This window comes from Candidatus Amarolinea aalborgensis (genome assembly GCF_900491745.1).
In the GTDB taxonomy this organism is placed as follows: domain Bacteria; phylum Chloroflexota; class Anaerolineae; order SSC4; family Amarolineaceae; genus Amarolinea; species Amarolinea aalborgensis.
On sequence record NZ_UETR01000005.1, the window covers coordinates 58,912 to 76,336 of the forward strand.

General features: G+C 60.8%; 9 protein-coding genes. 4 read left to right on the plus strand and 5 right to left on the minus strand.

Annotated elements, in window-relative coordinates; all coding sequences use genetic code 11:
- Positions 1-6 precede the first annotated feature (6 nt).
- The 3 genes from ACPQ6D_RS08450 to ACPQ6D_RS08460 all read left to right on the plus strand — a co-directional run bounded on the left by ACPQ6D_RS08450 (position 7) and on the right by ACPQ6D_RS08460 (position 4,752).
- Positions 7-726 (plus strand): DUF4013 domain-containing protein, encoded by a 720-nt coding sequence (locus tag ACPQ6D_RS08450; RefSeq protein ID WP_423223875.1) that lies wholly within the window; start codon positions 7-9, stop codon positions 724-726.
- A gap of 231 nt (positions 727-957) precedes the next feature.
- Positions 958-2,097, plus strand: coding sequence for a site-2 protease family protein (locus ACPQ6D_RS08455; RefSeq protein ID WP_423223876.1), 1,140 nt, complete (start codon positions 958-960; stop codon positions 2,095-2,097).
- Positions 2,098-2,136: 39 nt separating this feature from the next.
- Positions 2,137-4,752 (plus strand): ATP-dependent DNA helicase, encoded by a 2,616-nt coding sequence (locus ACPQ6D_RS08460; protein WP_423223877.1) that lies wholly within the window; start codon positions 2,137-2,139, stop codon positions 4,750-4,752.
- A gap of 78 nt (positions 4,753-4,830) precedes the next feature.
- Here ACPQ6D_RS08460 and ACPQ6D_RS08465 read toward each other — a convergent pair whose 3' ends face one another.
- From ACPQ6D_RS08465 to ACPQ6D_RS08475, 3 genes are all read right to left on the minus strand, one after another.
- A complete protein-coding gene (locus tag ACPQ6D_RS08465) occupies positions 4,831-5,304 on the minus strand; it encodes a rhodanese-like domain-containing protein (RefSeq protein WP_423223878.1) in 474 nt (157 codons plus the stop codon).
- Positions 5,305-5,627: 323 nt separating this feature from the next.
- Entirely contained in the window at positions 5,628-11,081 is a 5,454-nt protein-coding gene (locus ACPQ6D_RS08470; protein WP_423223879.1) for a hypothetical protein, read from the minus strand.
- 147 nt (positions 11,082-11,228) lie between these two features.
- Positions 11,229-11,432: a hypothetical protein gene (locus ACPQ6D_RS08475; protein ID WP_423223880.1), complete on the minus strand. Its 204-nt coding sequence runs from the start codon at positions 11,430-11,432 to the stop codon at positions 11,229-11,231.
- A gap of 174 nt (positions 11,433-11,606) precedes the next feature.
- On the opposite strand from ACPQ6D_RS08475, the gene ACPQ6D_RS08480 reads away from it, so the two are divergent.
- Positions 11,607-15,545 carry an ATP-binding protein gene (locus tag ACPQ6D_RS08480; RefSeq protein WP_423223881.1) on the plus strand — a complete coding sequence of 1,313 codons (3,939 nt, stop codon included), beginning with the start codon at positions 11,607-11,609 and terminating at the stop codon, positions 15,543-15,545.
- 126 nt (positions 15,546-15,671) lie between these two features.
- Here ACPQ6D_RS08480 and ACPQ6D_RS08485 read toward each other — a convergent pair whose 3' ends face one another.
- Positions 15,672-16,325 carry a hypothetical protein gene (locus ACPQ6D_RS08485; protein ID WP_423223882.1) on the minus strand — a complete coding sequence of 218 codons (654 nt, stop codon included), beginning with the start codon at positions 16,323-16,325 and terminating at the stop codon, positions 15,672-15,674.
- A gap of 141 nt (positions 16,326-16,466) precedes the next feature.
- Entirely contained in the window at positions 16,467-17,420 is a 954-nt protein-coding gene (locus ACPQ6D_RS08490; RefSeq protein WP_423223883.1) for a UDP-glucuronic acid decarboxylase family protein, read from the minus strand.
- Positions 17,421-17,425: the final 5 nt, after the last annotated feature.

Here is a 17,425-nt window from a genome sequence, read left to right on the forward strand (position 1 = left end):
ACTTTTTTGGACATTCAGAAATCCTTCACCTTCCCGCTCGACGATGAGAAGTGGACCAACAAGGTGCTCGTGGGCGCGGTCATCAGCGCAGTGCCCATTCTGGGCATGGCCGCCAGCGGCTACGGCCTGGACGTGATCAAGAACGTCGTCGAAGATGAGTCGCGGCCCCTGCCCACGTGGGACGACATTGGCGCGATATTCATGCGCGGGTTGATCTACACCATCGGCGTGATCGTCTACTTCTTGCCCTTGCTGATCCTCGGCTGCCTCTTCGCCGTGATTGGCGGCGGCCTGGGCGCAGCCGTGGGCGATTCGCAATCCGCGCAAGACTCTTTCGGGGCCTTGTTGGGCGGAGCCGGTCTCCTCTTCGGCTGCCTGGGTTTGCTCTACACGCTGGCCGTGCTGGTCATCCTGCCCGCGGCCACTGTACGCTTTGCCCTGAGCAACAGGCTGAGCGACATGTTCAAGTTCAGCGTGTTGTTCGATGACATTCGGCGCAATGTCTCCGGCTACCTGACGGTCGTCCTGGTCATCATCGTGGCCGGCATCGTTCTGGGCGCGGTGGTTAGCCTGGTTACCGGCGTACTGGCCTTCATCCCGATTTGCGGCTGGATCGCCGCCTGGCTCATCAGCGCCGGCGCCAGCTTCTACGTCCAGTTGGCGGCCAGCCATCTGTGGGGCCAATTCTATCGCGGCGCCCGCGCCGCAGGCACCGTCGCCCTGTAAACGAGCTGGGCGGTCATAATCAAAAAGGACGCCGACCTTGACGGATCGGCGTCCTTTTTGATTCCCCACAGTCCACCGGGCGCAAGCAACAAACGCTCACCTGTGGTTAATCCTGCTGCTGGCCGTCCTGGTGACGTCAGCCCGGCCAGGGCAGTCTAATAATTGACGTAAAACGAGAACGTCGTACAATCTGGTAAACTATAGAATAAACCACAGTCAGGAGGTCATTCGATGAGCTGGTCGTTTCGGATCGCCCAGGTCTTTGGGATTGACATCAAGATCCATATCACCTTTTTCCTCATTCTCATTCTGGGGGCGGTTCAATGGGGCGGGCCAGCCGGCCTGAGCGGCGCGGCCTTCGGCGTCCTTCTGATGCTGCTTCTCTTCACGTGCGTCACCCTGCACGAACTGGGACACAGCGTGGTGGCGCTGCATTTTGGTATTCCCGTGCGCGAGATCATCCTGCTGCCGCTCGGCGGCGTGGCCGTCATCGGCCGCAACCCCGACAAGCCGCTGCACGAACTGCTGATCGCCATTGCAGGCCCGCTGGTCAACGTTGTCATCGCCATCATTCTGCTGCTCATCAGCGGCTTTGCGATCGGTCTCAACGTGCTCGATGGCCGTGGTCTGCTGAGCGGCCTGCAGATGACGCCCTCGCTCTCCACGCTGCTGGTTTGGCTGTTGTCCGCCAACCTCAGCCTGGTGATTTTCAACCTGATTCCGGCCTTTCCGTTGGACGGCGGCCGCGTGTTGCGCGCACTGTTGGCCATGGCCATGGGTTACCCCCGCGCCACGGTCATCGCTTCTGGCATCGGCCAGGTGGCGGCCATCATCCTGGGCATCGTTGGCGTTCTCAGCGGCAACTTCGTGTTGGCGTTGATTGCCATCTTCATCTTCACCGGCGCCGGGCAAGAAAGCTCCGAGGCGCAGGCGCGCACCGTCCTGGACACCCTGCGTGTGCGCGACGCCTACAATCGGCACGCCATCTCCCTGACCGTGGGCGATCGCATGAGTAAGGTGGTGGGCCACATCCTCACCAGCTACCAGCCCGACTTCGCGGTGACCCAGGGCGACCGCCTGCTGGGCATCATCACGCGCGAGGATGTGCTGCGCGCGCTGAACACAGAAACCAGCGATCTCTATGTAACCCAAATGATGCGTCGCGACTTCGTGCGCGTCAACGCAGACCAGTCGCTGCACGAGGTGCGAGACATCATGAGCGAGAAGGGTGCGCGCACGGTTGCCGTGTACGATAACGAACAGTTCTTGGGCCTGGTGAGCCTGGAGGACATTGCCGAGGCGTTCACAGTGCTCAGCTTTGTGCAGCGCTTCGAGCAGCGGCGCACCACGGCTGGTTCGCAGCCAGCCTGAACACCCAAGCAGGTCAAGCCTGCTCTGCAAGTAGACGCCATGAGCCACCATACACCCGATCCACGAGAAGAAAGCGCGGACAGCAGCCTCGCCGGCAGCGAGTATGAACGCGGCCTGGCGCTGCTCGCCGAACTGCGCGAACGACCAGGCGCGCCAGACGAAACTCTGCAGTTGTGGCGCCTCGCGGTCGCGGGCGCGGCCGCGGCCATGACGCCACACGGTGAGCGCGGCGAAACCGCGTCAGAGATTCTAGCCGAGCTGCCACAGGCGCGCGCAGACCAGTTGATCCAGATGTCCCGCACCCTGCTCAAACAGGCCAATCCACGCGCCTGGCGCGGCGTGATTCTGCTGGCCGAGGCTTTGGCGTTGCGCGCGCGTGTGCTGCGCCTGCCCATTGCGATCGGTGAAGCGCCTGCGCGGCGCGAGCAGGCCATCGGCTTTGCCCTGGCGCAAGCCCAGCGTGCGCTGAAGCGCCGCCAGCATCAGCGCACCCTCAACATTCTGCACGACCTCCTGGCGCTGGCGCCGGACAATCAAGAGGCGCAGGCGCTGCTTGACGCGCTTGCGCAAGCAGCCGAACCGCGCGGCCGCCCATCACGCCGCCGCGATGTGGTTCCTGAGCCGTTTGGCGCGGCCGATGATCCGTTTGCGGAGACGCCGACGCCCCCTCTGTCAATTTGGGATGAAGTCGAACTGCCAGACGCAGAGCCAGAAGCGCCGCGCGCCGCCGCGCCGCTGCGCGAGGTGGATCTGCGCTTCGTCCTGGGACCAGAGGGGCCGGTGGCGCGCTACCTGGGCAACCGCTATGTCTTTCGTCCAGGCCAATTACAAATGGCGGAGACGGTGCTGGAAGCGATACGCAGCGCCAGTCATGCGCTCATCGAAGCCGGCACTGGCTCAGGCAAATCGTTTGCCTACCTGGCGCCGGCCATCTGGTCAGGCCAAAAAGTCCTGGTCGCCACCGCCAATAAGCTACTGCAAGATCAGCTCTGGCTGAAGGACATTCCCGCGCTGCAGCAGGTCGCGCCGCGACCATTCAAGGCGGCGCTGCTCAAAGGGCGCAGCAATTACATCTGCAATCGTAAGCTCGACCAGATGGCGAAACGACCGACCGATGAGCATCTCAAGGCCGGTTTTAGCGCCGGCCGCTTCATCGAGTGGGCGCAGTCCGATTCAGGCGAGATGGATGCGCTGAACCTGCCAGAACGTCTGCGGCCGCATCTGACCATTGAAAATCATGAGTGCCTGGGGAACCGCTGCCCGCTCATCCGTCTTTGCTTCTACGAGCGGGCCAAACGCCGTGTGGAACAGGCGGATGTGGCCGTGGTCAACCATTCGCTGCTGGCCCTGAATCTCAACAGCGAGACGCCTTTCTTTCCCATGCCCGATGTCGTGGTGGTGGATGAAGCGCACGAGCTGGCGAACTACACGGCCGCAGCCCTGCAGTTGACACTGACCTATGGCAAAATCCAGGGCATCATCAACTCGAATCACCTCAACTACAACCTGCCGGGCGACCTGCGCGGCCAGTTGCAGCGCGACAACAACACTCTGTTTGTAGATTTGACCGAAAATGCGCCGCGCGAGGCGTTTGGGCGTTGGGAGCTGCTTGGCGCGCAGCCGGACATGGCGCAGTTGGCGCTGCATTTACAGGAAACGGCCAAGGCGCTGCAAACGATCAAAACGCCCTACGGCAGCGAGGAGATGAACGCGGAGTTCCGGCGCTTCGTGGAGCACTTGACGCTGTCGCAGTTTGAACTGCAGATGATGGCGGCCGAAGTGCCTGCGGGTCGGGTGCGCTTCGTCGAACGCATGAATGACGGCGACCCGCGCTCCATCTTCGTAATCCAGCGGCCATTGGAAGTCAGCGATTTCCTGGCCGAACACCTCTTCGACAAGGTCAAGACGGTCATCTGTACGTCGGCCACGCTGCGCACGTCCGACGGCTATGATTACTTTCGCCGCCAGGTGGGCGCGCCAGAGCGCTGTGTGACGCTGGACGTGCCCAGCCCCTTTGACTACGTTAACAGCGTGTTGATCTACACCGCGCCCCATCTGACGCCGCCGGATCGCAACGGCGATGAGGAGACGTATCAACTCGAATTGGCGCGCGAAGTCTACCGGTTGATCACCTACAGCGGCGGGCGCGCACTCATCCTGTGCACCTCGCTGGCCCGCATGCGCTACCTGTATGACACAATCAGTCCGCACGTCAGGTATCCCCTGCTCAAGCAAGGGGATGCCCCGCGCGCAGACCTCGTGCGCCAGTTTCAGGCCGCGGGCGATGCCGTGCTCTTTGCCACGCGCTCGTTTTGGCAAGGCGTGGACATCCCCGGCGAGGCGCTGAGCCTGGTGGTGATTGACCGCCTGCCCTTTCCGGTGCCGTCCGACCCGGTGGTGGCCGGCCGTGATCGCCTGATTCGCGCCAGCGGCGGCGAGCCTTTCTACCAACTCATGCTGCCCGAAGCGACGCTGGCACTCAAGCAAGGCGTCGGCCGCCTCATGCGCTCCGAATCTGACCGCGGCGTCATCGCGCTGCTCGACTCGCGCCTCTTGCACAAGTTCTATGGTCACAGCGTCCTCGCCGCGCTCCCGCCGGGCCGCGTCACCACGAACCGGCTGGATGTCAAGGCCTTCTTTAATGCTGAATTCTGAACGCGGAATACTGAATGGGGGGAAGAGAGTCCGCGTGCAAAGTACATTCAGCATTCCCTGTTCAGCATTCCACGTTCGTTACGGCCCAGTCACAGTCGGCTGTCCTGCGGCCTGCCAGCCCTTCAACCCGCCGGCCAGGCTGGTCACCTGGGTGAAGCCAGCCTTGAGCAGCACGTCGCGCCCGGTTTGGCTGCGATTGCCGGAGCGGCAGACGACCACGACCGGCTTGTCCTTCGGCACTTCTTGCACACGGCTAGCCAGTTCGCCCAACGGAATGAGCGTTGAGCCTGGAACGTGATAGTCGTTCCACTCAGTCGGTTCGCGCACATCCAAGATGAAGGCGCCCTGGTCCCGCAAGGACGCAGCTTCATTCACGGTAATCTCCGGACGCAGCGCCTGGGCGACAGCGCCTTGGGTCGAGTTGGCGGTTCTCTGCGACAGCAGCACAGCGCCCACGATGCCGATCACCAGGACAATGGCTGCGCCTATCAGCAGCGGCGCGTTGTTGCGCGCCGCCGACGTTCGTTGTTGTTTCGCCGATTTCTTGCTCACAATTGATCTCCTTCTGGCTGTCATGCCGCCATGTCGTGGATCAAACGCTCCACTTGCCCCGGCAAAAATAGAATGTCGAAAACCAGGGCGCCTACATGACGCCTGCTCTGCGTTAGACGCAGAAGGCGCCCAAACGTTGCAACCGCGCAACGAAGTGTAAGGGATGCGCGCCGGCCAACGGCAACCTGGGGTTTGATAGAGCTGCCGCCACAACCCAACTCAGTGCAGGAGCAACGGACCTTGGGCAACAAAATGAGGCTTGCTGGGTGGGCAAGTCTCATTTTTTCATGCAGGGCGCCGATTGATGTGCTCCGCCGCGCCGATTACCGTGTGCGCGTCCACGGCCGACGGGTTGCCAGGCCAGCCAGCAACACAGCAGTCGCCAATAGGACGGCGATGCGCGGCCAAGTCGGTGTGGCGGACATCTGGACCAACCGCACAGCCGTCGGCGTCGTGTAGTCTACACTGACCGGCCCATACCTGGTCGTCACGCCGTAGATGTCCAGGGCCTCAACCCAGTAATAGTACGTGACGCCGGGAACCAAATCAGCGGCGTCTTCCCAGGTATAGACAAAACCGTTGGAGCTGCCCGGCGACTGCGACGGGATCAGCGTCTGATTCAACTGGCGCTCCGGCCCAGTCGCCGACGCGCCGCGATAGAGGTTGAAGCCGAGGTTGCCCAGTTCGCTGACGGTCTCCCACGTGACGAGGATGTGATCTGGATAGGCTTCAGCGTCGAAAGAAGCCAGCATGGCGGCCAGGGGTGAGCCGGAGAACGCCGTGTGGTCGGAGAAACTGTTGACCACGCTGGACAGCGTATTGGTGTCAACGTCTGCCTGGTTCTTGGTCGTCCAGCTCGCTCCGTCCCATACCTTGTGATACAGGTCAGCCTCGGTTTGCGCCGGCGTCCCACCCAACACCACATCGCCATCCGTGTAGGTGAAGGACGCGGCGCAGGTGAAGGTGCTGTCAGTGCTGGTGGCAGTCCAGTAGCGCGTGATGTAGGTTGGGTAGTTTGCCCCCGGCCAGTTCGGATGCCGCGCGTTCGTCACCCGCACGCAGACGGTGCTGGCGCCCAGGTCAGCCGTGAAGTTCAGCGTAGACGGCGAGTACTCCGTCGCGCCATAAGCATCCCCGACTGGGAACTCGAAGCTGCCATTGCCGCTGTAACCCTTGCACAGGAAGCCATCGCCGGCGGCCGCGCCGTCCACATCGGTGACGACCATGCTGGCCGTGGAGCCGAGGTGGCTGATGCTTGCGCCCGCGCCCAGGGTCAGGTTGTATGCCGCGACCTTCAGCAGACCATCGGTCAAGGTGAGAAGGTTATTGACTACCGTATTCCGGCCCAGGCTGACGCCGGCGCTGTCGGCGCTGGTGTTGACGATGGTCAAATAGGCGAAAGTTGTATCCACACTGCCGCCGATGCTTTGCGCCGCGGAGCCATTGAAAGCGACGGTGCTATAGTCAGGAATGAAACTGCTGCTGTTCGTCCAGTTGCCTGCGACGTTGAGAGTTGAGACACCGGTACTCAAGCTAGGTCTCAGTGTTCCCCCGTTGAGGATCACGTTTCCGGCCACATTGACTGTCGGATTGGTTGTGCCGGATGCGCCTGAGATATAGAAGTTTCCACTGCTCACCGTCAGGTTCCCGCCAACATTCAAGGTCAGCGCGCCGGAGCTTCCTGAGACATAGAGCGTCCCGCCATTCACGAGCACATTGCCGGCAACATTGTTTGTTGCGGTGGCAGAATTCGCCAGGCGCACCGAGCCAGTACCGGTGGATGTGACCGTCAAATTCCCATTAACGGTTGCTAAGTTGCCTGACAAACTCATATTGGCTGTTTGACCTGTGGAGTTCCAGGTGACATTGCCAAAGGCTTGGAATGGACTTGGCACACTACTAATAATCCCTGTAAACAAAACCGTTGACGCTACGTTCCATGCTTCCGTTGGAATGGTTCCGCCGTCTCTCGCATGTTGGTAGACACTGCCTGCGCCAAAGGAACCGGTTCCGATCATTGTAACTGTCCCAGCATTGACGAGAGTCCCGCTCACGGTCATATCGGGAGCGCGACTGCCGTTGTTGATCGTCAACGCGCGGCCACTGTTGATGGTTAGCGTCCCACCAGAATCAACTTGCGCACCCATGACGGAGATATCAGCCGTGTTAACCGTTAACGCGCCGCCGCTTTCGATCTGGAGCAGTGAATCGGCATGAGACAGCGTAAAGGCGCTCCCCGTGGTCATACTGTGACCATTTTGGATCACAAAATAGTCAGGGCCGTTAAAGTTAGCGGGTTGGCTGCCGCCACCGCCTCGTGACGTATTCCAACTTGCGAGAGCGCCAGCGTTGAGAGAACCTTGGGAGTAGTAAACATTGGCGCCGGAGGCGCCGATGGCAAAGATCGAGCCGGTGCTCCAGGTCGCCGCTGATGATTCCACATACACACCATTCGCATCACTACCGCCGGAGCCGACATATTTTTCCCAGCTCGTGCCATTGCAGTGATAGATTGCCAGGGTGTAGGGAGGAACAACGGTGTTCCCATTGGCTTCATTTGGGTCGTTGGCGGAAAAGTACAGCCGCATTCGGTACGGTCCATAGGGAGCCGTGCCGCCGCTCGACGTCAGGTCGAATTGGCGTAACACCGGCGTTGTCGGGAACGGATTGACGCCACAAGCCGAAGGCGGTTGCTGATTCGATGTAATGGTGATATTCGTGTCAAAGAGGCTGTTGCCGCTCTGTTTCTGGAGGATGACCGCATCGCGATTGCGCGCGTCTTTGAACGTAAAGGCGCCGAAGTTGATGACCGTTTGCTGCGGGGCTACGCGACGCAGTTTGCCATTCTGAGTGAATTGGGTACAGGCTCCGCCGGTCGCCGCGCTGATAAAGTCATCGGTCGTGTCCACGGTGGTGTTGGCGTTGATCGCGAGATTGCAGAAAGAGAGGGTGCCTTCTGTCTGAGCAGGCACGTTTGCCGTTACAACGCCGTTCTTGGCAAAGACGCTGGCGCCAGTGCCAGCGTTGAAGGTTCCACCCCCTGTCCAATCGCCATTGACAGTTAATGTCGAACTGTCCGCATTCCAGATTCCGCCAAAGAGATTGAAGTTGTTGACCGTGATCGCATAACTTCCACCATTCCAGGTGGCGTTGTTATACAGAGACAAATCGTTGACGGTGATGTCTCCCACGACGTTCACCGTCACGGTCCTGCTGGCCGTCGTAACGCTTTCCAGATAGGTCCCGGCATAAATCGTGACTGTGCCACCGGACGCGACATTGGTCATCGCTTCGCCAATCGTCGCATAGCACGGCGAATTGCCGCCGCACACCAGGCCGGGGTCGGCGTAGGTATTCACATTCGACGATGGAGAGACATCCACCGTCCATGCGCCGCGTCCGTGGGTGCCGGCGATCAAGATAGTGGAACCGGTGCTGTTGCCGCCGCCCATCCATTGCAGGTCGAACGTTGCAACGTTAGCGGGACCATCGCCGTTCGCGGCGCCTGCTGGCACGTTCCAAGTTGCGCCAGTATCAACACTGGCAAAGATGCCGATCTCGGTTCCGACGTAGAGCCAGGCAGCGTTGGAGGGATTGATGGCAAACGCATAGATCGGCGCCTGGGGCAAATTGCTCGTGATATTAGTCCAAGTTGTGCCGCCATCAGCCGTGCGCCACGCGCGATTAGCGCCAAAACCGGTAAATCCCACATAGACGATGTTGCTATTGTTCCGATCAATGGCAATGGCGCCAACCTGCGTCCCAGGCTTGTTAGCGCCGATATTCGTATCCACGCGCGTCCAGGTAGCGCCGCCATCTGTTGTCATATCAATGCGGCTGTTGGCATAGCCCACCCAGATCACGTTCGAGTTGCTCGGTGCAACGGCAATGGAAACAATGTTGCTGCCAATCGAAGCTTTGATCGCCGTCCATTGCGGTCCGCCCGTCGGACTGTTATAGACGTACGGCGTCCGCGCATCGTTGGTGACCCAAAGGGACAAGCCTCCCACCAGGAGCCGATTGGCGTTGTTCGGATCGAGCAAGATGGGCGCGATGAAATTCGCGGCGCCATTGCACGCATCGTCTATCCGGTACGGCGCGGCGCGGCAGACCCAGGCGCTGCCATTGTAATAGGTCCCATAAATAAAATCTGCACTCGATCCGCCATTACTACTGCGATGTACCTGAGCGTTGGTGTATTCGCTGTACAGGTAATTGGGATTGGTTGGGTCGGCGACGGCTTTGCCCCCGTCACCGCCAAACGCATAGGTCCATGCGTTGGGTGCGCCGGGCGTGCCCCTGGCTACGCCGTTGTCCTGGGCGCCGCCATACAGGACGCCGTTGCCGTTCCCCGACACGCCGTAGAATTGCGTAATCCCCAGGTTGTTGTTCAAATACACCCACCCATTATTGTAACCGGGCGGATTGTTCCCAGCCGTCAAAATGTTGCTGGTATACATGAGACCGCCGTCGTTGCCATTGAGCAGCGCGGTGCTGGAGCCGGGAATAGAGACCAGGGCATGGTGATCGGCGTGCGGCGAGGGCGGATCATCCGGCCAACCCCTGGTCCAATCGCTGATCTTGGTAAACGTCGTCCCGCCGTCAGTGGACTGGTACAAGTCGAGACCGCCGCCGACGACATGGTTCGGATCAGTGGGATCCACCCAAAGCGTATTGTCGTACCAGTACTGAGAGCTCGCACTGGCTTGATAACCCGCGTCGGCATTCACCAACGCATAGGTGTGTCCACCATCCGTGCTCTTGTACACGACGGCTGCGGGACCGGCGCTGGCATACACAATAGAGGGATTGCTTGGCGCATAAGCGAGCTCAACTCGATCAAGCGCAGAAGTTCCACTGGCCACACCGGTTGCAACAAGCCAGGTCACGCCGCCATCCGTCGAGTACCGCACTTGAAAATTGGCTCTGCTCGCGATGGCTTTCGTGCTGTCCGTCGGGTCGAACTTCACATCCTTGTAGTAGGAGCTGGATTCGACCCGAGTCCAGGTGCTTCCACCATCAGTACTGCGATATATGCCGGTGTTCGTCGCCGCGAGGAGCGTGGCGCCATTCGGTGAGATGGCAAGCCGGTTCACAAAGTACCAACTCGAATTGTTTGTGCTGGCGAGTTGATTCCACGTGGCGCCGCCATCGGTGCTTTTGAAAACACCCGCGCCGCGCACGGCATCCACGTTGAAGAAACCTTCGCCGGTGCCGGCGTACATCACATTGGCATCCGTGGGATCCAGGATCAAACTGCTGACCGCCAGGTTCGCCAGGAAATCGTTGAGCGGCGTCCAGGTGGTGCTGGTCGAACAGCAGTTGGTCGTCTTCCAGATGCCGCCGGACACGCCGCCGACAAACACAGTCGCGGCACTGATGGGGAGGATCGCCCGAATGCGCCCGCCGACGTTGCCAGGACCACTATTGGTCCAACTGAGATTGTCTATGCCGACGACGTAGGGTCGAAGGCCGTTCGCTCGCTGCCGCTCCATGGTCGCGCGCTGCGCCAGGGCCTTCATTTGCGCGCCATCGGGGATAGCGCCGCTGGCGTCCTTCATTTGATCGAAGCGGTACTGAAAGTAGTCGGCAATTTCTGCACCTTCGCCGGCGTCGGACTTGAAGCGTTCGCGACTGAGGTCTCCGTTTGGCGCGATGGTTTGAAAAGTAGAAGATGACGCTGCCCTGGTTGGCGCCTGGTCAAGCGTCCGCATTGGCAGGAAGGTAAGTATCAAGAGCAGGGCGATGATTGCCCCGCCCATCAATCTGCGGACCATGTGTGTCTTCGTCACAGTGCACCTCGATAGCGTGATTTAGTGGTAAGTTTTGTAGTATCTCGTGCAAGGCGTTGGTCGCCGTTCAAGATCGCGCCAACGTCTTGTTCGCCCTCAACGATTCCCGCAATCGCTGAACTCCAATTCGCTCTATACCACGAGTTCCGGCTCAGACGCCAACTCGCATGATCCGAACTCAGCGCGCAGAAATTCGACGAGCGCATCCAGATCTGCAAACGGGTGCTGCTCGCCGGTGGCCGTACTTTGGAGCGACGGCATCCAGACCAGGCGGCGATTGTTCTCAACCTGCCTCAAACGCAACAGGTATGACGCGTAACTGAGCTTTCGTTCCATGCTGCGCGCTCCTTTCTTCGCTCGTTGACTTAGTATACAGGCGCCCTATCACAAAATTCTCACAACGCCGCCCCAACGCTCACCGCTTTCAGTTTCGCGCCGACTGTTGTATAATCTCATTCTAAAGTTGTCGCCACCCGCAGATCACACACCACGACATGGACACGACAACCAATGCCCCACCTCACACTTTCTTTGCTTGGTGGCTTCGAGGCGCGGTTGGATGGTCAACCGATCACGACCTTTGGCACGGATAAGGCGCGCGCGCTCCTGGCCTACCTCGCCATTGAATCCGGCCGGCCTCACCGCCGCAGCGCGTTGGCCGCCCTGCTGTGGCCCGAGTTGCCGGCCAAGAAGGCCGCTCACAATCTCAGCCAAACCTTGTTACGTTTGCGACAGGCCCTGCACGAGGATGGCAGGCCAGTTCGCGCGGCGCAGCAGCCCTTTTTACTGTACACCAGCCAGGACATCCACTTCAATCCTCTCAGCGATTATCAGCTTGATGTATCTCGTTTCACAGACCTCATCAAAGCCCGTCGGGAGCATCAGCACCCCGACGACCAAATTTGCCAGGTCTGCGCGCAAAGACTGCAGCAGGCGGTGGCCTTGTACCGCGGCGATTTACTGGCCGGCTTCTCCCTGCGCGACGGCGTGTCGTTCGAGGAATGGCTGCTGATCGAGCAGGAGTTACGTCACAGGCAGGTCGTGGAGGCGCTGGCCGAGTTAGTGGTTTACTTTGAGCAGCGCCGCGCGCATGACCAGGTGCAACAGTACGCCCGGCGCCTGGCGGCTCTAGAACCGTGGCACGGCCCAGCGCAATTACAGTTGATGCGCGCGTTGGCAATGGATGGGCAGGCTGGCGCCGCGCTAGATCAGTACGAGTCCTATCGCCGCACCCTGGCCGCTGAATTCGGTATTGAGCCTTCGGCAGAAGCGGCCGCGCTGTACCAGCAAATCAAAACAGGGGAAATCCAGCCGGTCGGAGACGCCAGGGTCCGCACGCGCCTGTCGAGCGGTGGTGCACAGGCAAGAAGCGATGAGCGCCGCCAGGTCACGGCGCTGATCCGCGGCCCGAAAGCCCCGGTTGATCAGGACGATCCCGAAGCGCTCTACGAGGAAATAGTGCGCTGCCGACAGCACTGCGAGGGCATCTTCGCCCGCTACGGCGGCCAACGCGGCTACTGTCAGGGCGATGAATGTCTGATCTACTTCGGCTACCAGGAAGATGCAGCCCGCCGCGCGGTGCACGCAGGACTGGCCCTGATCGCCGCACGGCAGGCGGACAGGCCGATCGCGATTGGTGTTCATACCGACTCGATGGTCGTGCACGATGAGGGCGCAGGCGCACCAGAGTTCATCGGCGCGGCGCCTGGCGTGGCGCGTGAGTGCCAAAGAGAAGCAGGACCAGGCGAGATGATACTCTCATCGGCGACGGAACACCTGGTTCATGGCTGGTTCGACTGCGAGAATCTGGGGCGTCGGGTGTTACGCGGCTTGGCCGAACCGGTGGAACTGCACCGCGTGAAGACAGCGCCCAGCGCCCAAAGCCGCTTGGACTGGTTCGCCCACGCGCAGCGGCTGTCCCCATTTGTCGGCCGTGCGAGTGAGATGACACAGTTGGGCGCGTGCCTGGTTGCCGCGCAGCAAGGACACGGCCGGGTGATTACGCTGAGCGGCGAACCAGGCATCGGCAAATCGCGCCTACTGTGGCAGTGGAAACAGTCTCTCCCCGCGTCAGTGAGCTGGCTAGACGCCCAATGCTCGCCCTACTACCAGAATACGGCCTTGCATCCCATCGTCCGTTTGCTGGCGCAGATGTGCAGTGTTGCGCCCGATGATGCTCCGCCCATCATGCGCGACAAAATGGTCACCACCCTGGCACGGTTTGACCTGGCTCAACCAGCGACGGTCTGGCTATATTCGCTCCTACTGGGGTTGCCCACCGAAGCGCCGCCCCCGTCAACAATCGCCGCAGAGCAGCGTGAACACATGCGCGAGGTTTTCGTAGCGCTGCTGCAGCGCCAGGCAGCGGCGCAGCCAGTGGTGCTGGTCATCGAAGACCTGCACTGGAGTGATCCTACCACCATTGAGTGGCTCGATCGGTCATTCGACGCACTGGCGGCTGCCCCATGCCTGGTGGCGCTGACCTTTCGCTCCACATTCACCCCCACGTGGCTGGCCCGCGCGACCATCCTCCCCATGACGCTCAAGCCCTTGAGCCAGGAGCAGGCCCAGCACCTGGTTTCCCATCTGACGGGCCACAGCAGCTTCGGCGCTGAGGTGCGACAGCGCATCGTGGCGCAGACCGATGGGGTGCCGCTGTTTGTGGAAGAAGTGACCAAGACCCTGCTGGAAGCCAACACGAAGGCAAGTGAGGTTGCGGAGAGCTCCAGAGTCGCCCTGGCGATTCCCGCTACCCTACGCGACTCGTTACTAGCGCGGCTCGACTCGTTGGGTGCGGCGAAGCAAATCGCCCAATGGGCCGCGGTGCTGGGCCACGAGTTCTCCTATGCTGTCTTACACGCCGCGACGTCGTTTACCGAAGCCCGTTTGCGGAACGACCTGGCGCAGCTCGTCGCCGCGGAACTAATCAGCCCACAGGGCGAGACGCAGCAGGGGACGTATGCGTTCAGACACGCGCTGATTCAGGAAGCCGTCTACGCGTCGCTGCTGACGCGCACGCGCCAGGACTATCACCGGCGGATTGCGGAGACCCTGGCTGCCCACTTTCTCCCTCTCGTCGAAACGCAGCCCGAAGTCCTGGCGCAGCACTACAGCCAGGCGGGATTGGACACTGAAGCGGTTGAGTACTGGCTGCGGGCGGGCGAGCGAGCCACTGCGCAAGGCGCCACGCGGGAAGCCAGAATATTCTTTGACCGCGCCCTGGCGCGGATTGGGCCTCGGGATGACGAGCAGCGCTGGCGGGCGCTTGGGGGGCGTGAAACAGCCCTCTTCTTCCGCGGAGAGCGAGCGGCGCAAAGAGCGGACATCGCCGCCATGTTGGAGCTGGCCGAAACCAGCGCTGATGACACGCGGCGGGCGCAAGCCCAAACGCGCCTTGCGCGGTACGCCGGCTCGCTGGCCGACTATCGCCAGCAGTTGGAGGCCGCGCAGGTTGCGATCGCGGCAGCCGGCCGCGCCAACGCCTCTGCTTTGGAGGCAGAAGCGCTGACTTTCAAGGTGACGGCTTTGATGCGACTGGGAGAACGCGGGACGCTCGAACAAACCGTGGAGCAGACGCTGGCGCAGGCGCAAAAGACCGAAGATGACACTGTTCAGGCCTACGCGACGGCGGCGGCAGCGCTTTACTATTTCGAAGAAGGCGACCTTGCGCGCGCCGTGCAGTTATTATCCCAGAGCTTGGAGGCCGCCAAGCGCGCCCAGGTTCGCCACCTGGATTTGGAGAGTCAGTATTACGGACATCTTGGCTTCACGTACGCACAATTGGGTTTGTACACACAGGCGCGTGATGTGCTGGAAGCGGGACTCGAGCTGGCCGATTTGATGGGCATTGGCAGATACCAGGCCTATCAGATGCTCCACTTAGGCTTCGTACACTGGCGGCTTGGTGATTACGGCACAGCTGTCCGCATGGAGGAACAGGCATTACAGGAGTACCTGGCAACCGGCGACGCTTTTGGTCAAGCCGCGTGTCAGGCCCACCTGGGCTTCATTCTGGAAGACGCGGGGCATTGGGATGCCGCGGAAGCCTATTTGATGGAAGCCAGCGCCGGCTTTGCTCGCATCGGCGTAGACGCGGACAGGATCGAAACGCAAGCCGTAGCCGCGCGCTGCGCGCTGGCAAGGCGACGGCAGGATGAGGCGCGCCAGTTAGCGATCGAGGTGTGGCATGACCTGGTTGAACATGGCAATGCAGGGCTGGACTCGCCGGCGCGGGTATACCTGTGTCTCGCCGATGTGTTCGCAGCGGTCGAAATGCGTGACGCAGCCGTCTCGCCGGGCACGATCCTCGACACAGGCTACCGAGCACTGATCGCGGTGGCAGGCAAGATCAGCAGGCTCGAATGGCGCCAGTCGTTCCTTGAAAATGTGGCCGAGAACCGGATTTTGATTGAGCGCTGGAAGATGTGGCACGCGGCGACGCTTTCTTGACCAAAACGCTGGCTAGAGACAGGCCGCAAGGCTGCATCCACCCAAATCCAGCGTTCAGATCCTTTGCCCTTTGTACTTCGTGCCATGCACTCTGCACTTCTCTGTTCAGCATTCACCCTCCCTCCTTCACGAATCGCCCATGCCTGGCGGGTGCAGGTTGCGCACAGCCGGTTTGACGGTGGGGACAGGGAAGCGCTTGCTGCGCACGAAGCGCAGGCTGCTGTCGCGCACTTCGTAAAAGAGCAGCGGATGCCCAAAAGCGTACGGGTTCTCCTGCAGCGCCTCTTCGAAGTCCAACCAGGCGTCGGCAAAAACCAGGCTGTTGCTGATCATGCGCCAGCGGCCGGCCCGGCGAAAGAGGCAAATCACGTGCGGCGCCATCAGCAGCCCTTGCCGCCCCCAAGAAAAGGGGTCGGTGATGATGGTGACAACGAAGACCTCATTCGCTGCGTCGGCAAACGGCTTGACCTGGTTGGCGGCCAGGTACGCCAGGCCATCGCAATCGTCGCGAAAAGCGTCCCCATGCGCCCATTGCCACTCAGCGTTTGCCAGGTTGGGAAAGATATCGAACGCGCCGTTGAACGGGTCAGCTTTCCATTCGGTGTGCTGCTCCCACCACTGGGCAAACTCATGCAGATCGCCAACGCCGTGCAGAGTTGGCGGCAGCCCCGGTCGCGTCAGATTGGACAGCTTCGACAGCGGCACCTTACCGACGCGAAACCACCAGCCCAAAACCAGGGCATAGAGGGTCAACAACAGCCGTTGCCACCGAGAATACACGAAACCCCCATCAGCGCGAAGTGCAGAGTGCAAAGTGCAAAGTGCAAAATGTCGAATGCGGAATGCTGAACGCTGAATGAGGAATGGGAAGCGGACTTCCCATGCAGCATTCAGCGTTTCCCGTTAAGCTTTGCGGCTGAGTTACCCCGCCAAAAGGCCGCGCATCTTCATGCGCTGCCTGAAATCTTCGATCGTGCGCGCCAGGCCTTCGCGCACCTCAATGCGCGGCTCCCATCCGAGCACGCGCCGGGCCTTCGAAATGTCCGGCTTGCGCTGCTTAGGGTCGTCCACGGGCAGAGGTTTGTAGATAATTCCGGCCCGATTGCCGGTCAGTTCGTTGACGATGTGGGCGAATTCAAGCATCGTGAACTCGTTGGGGTTGCCGATGTTGACCGGCTGCACTTCGGCAGACATGAGAAGACGATAGATGCCGTCCACTTCATCCGTGACAAAGCAGAAGGAGCGGGTCTGGCTGCCGTCGCCGTAGACCGTCAACGGCTCGCCGCGCAAGGCCTGCGTCAGGTAATTGGGCACCACGCGGCCATCGTCCAGGCGCATGCGCGGCCCGTAGGTATTGAAGATGCGCACGATGCGCGTCTCCACACCATGATGAAAGTTGTAGGCCATCGTCAGCGCCTCCGCAAAGCGCTTGGCTTCATCGTAGACCCCACGCGGGCCAATCGGATTGACATTGCCCCAGTAGCTCTCCGGCTGCGGATGCACCAGGGGATCGCCGTACACTTCCGATGTGGATGCGATCAGGAAGCGCGCGCCCTTCGCCAGCGCCAAACCGAGGGCATTCAAGGCGCCTACGGAGTTGACCTTCATGATCGGAATGGGGATCTTAGGGAAATCCACTGGGCTGGCCGGCGATGCCAGGTGCAGCACCGCGTGCAGCGGCCCAGCGATGTAGATGTATTTCGTCACATCATGTTTGATGAATTCAAAATCCGGGCGTCCGTTCAGGTGTGCGATGTTGTCGGTATTGCCCGTGATGAGATTGTCCATGGCGATGACGCTGTGCCCTTCGGCCAACAGTCGATCGCACAGATGTGAGCCGATGAACCCGGCCCCACCGGTGACGAGAATTCGCATGCATG

What these genes read in the sequence shown, in the direction of transcription:
- ACPQ6D_RS08490 (WP_423223883.1), bottom strand. Translation starts at nt 17,420, where the DNA reads ATGCGAATTCTCGTCACCGGTGGGGCCGGGTTCATCGGCTCACATCTG.
- ACPQ6D_RS08460 (WP_423223877.1), top strand. Translation starts at nt 2,137, where the DNA reads ATGAGCCACCATACACCCGATCCACGAGAAGAAAGCGCGGACAGCAGC.
- ACPQ6D_RS08475 (WP_423223880.1), bottom strand. Translation starts at nt 11,432, where the DNA reads ATGGAACGAAAGCTCAGTTACGCGTCATACCTGTTGCGTTTGAGGCAG.
- ACPQ6D_RS08455 (WP_423223876.1), top strand. Translation starts at nt 958, where the DNA reads ATGAGCTGGTCGTTTCGGATCGCCCAGGTCTTTGGGATTGACATCAAG.
- ACPQ6D_RS08480 (WP_423223881.1), top strand. Translation starts at nt 11,607, where the DNA reads ATGCCCCACCTCACACTTTCTTTGCTTGGTGGCTTCGAGGCGCGGTTG.
- ACPQ6D_RS08470 (WP_423223879.1), bottom strand. Translation starts at nt 11,081, where the DNA reads ATGGTCCGCAGATTGATGGGCGGGGCAATCATCGCCCTGCTCTTGATA.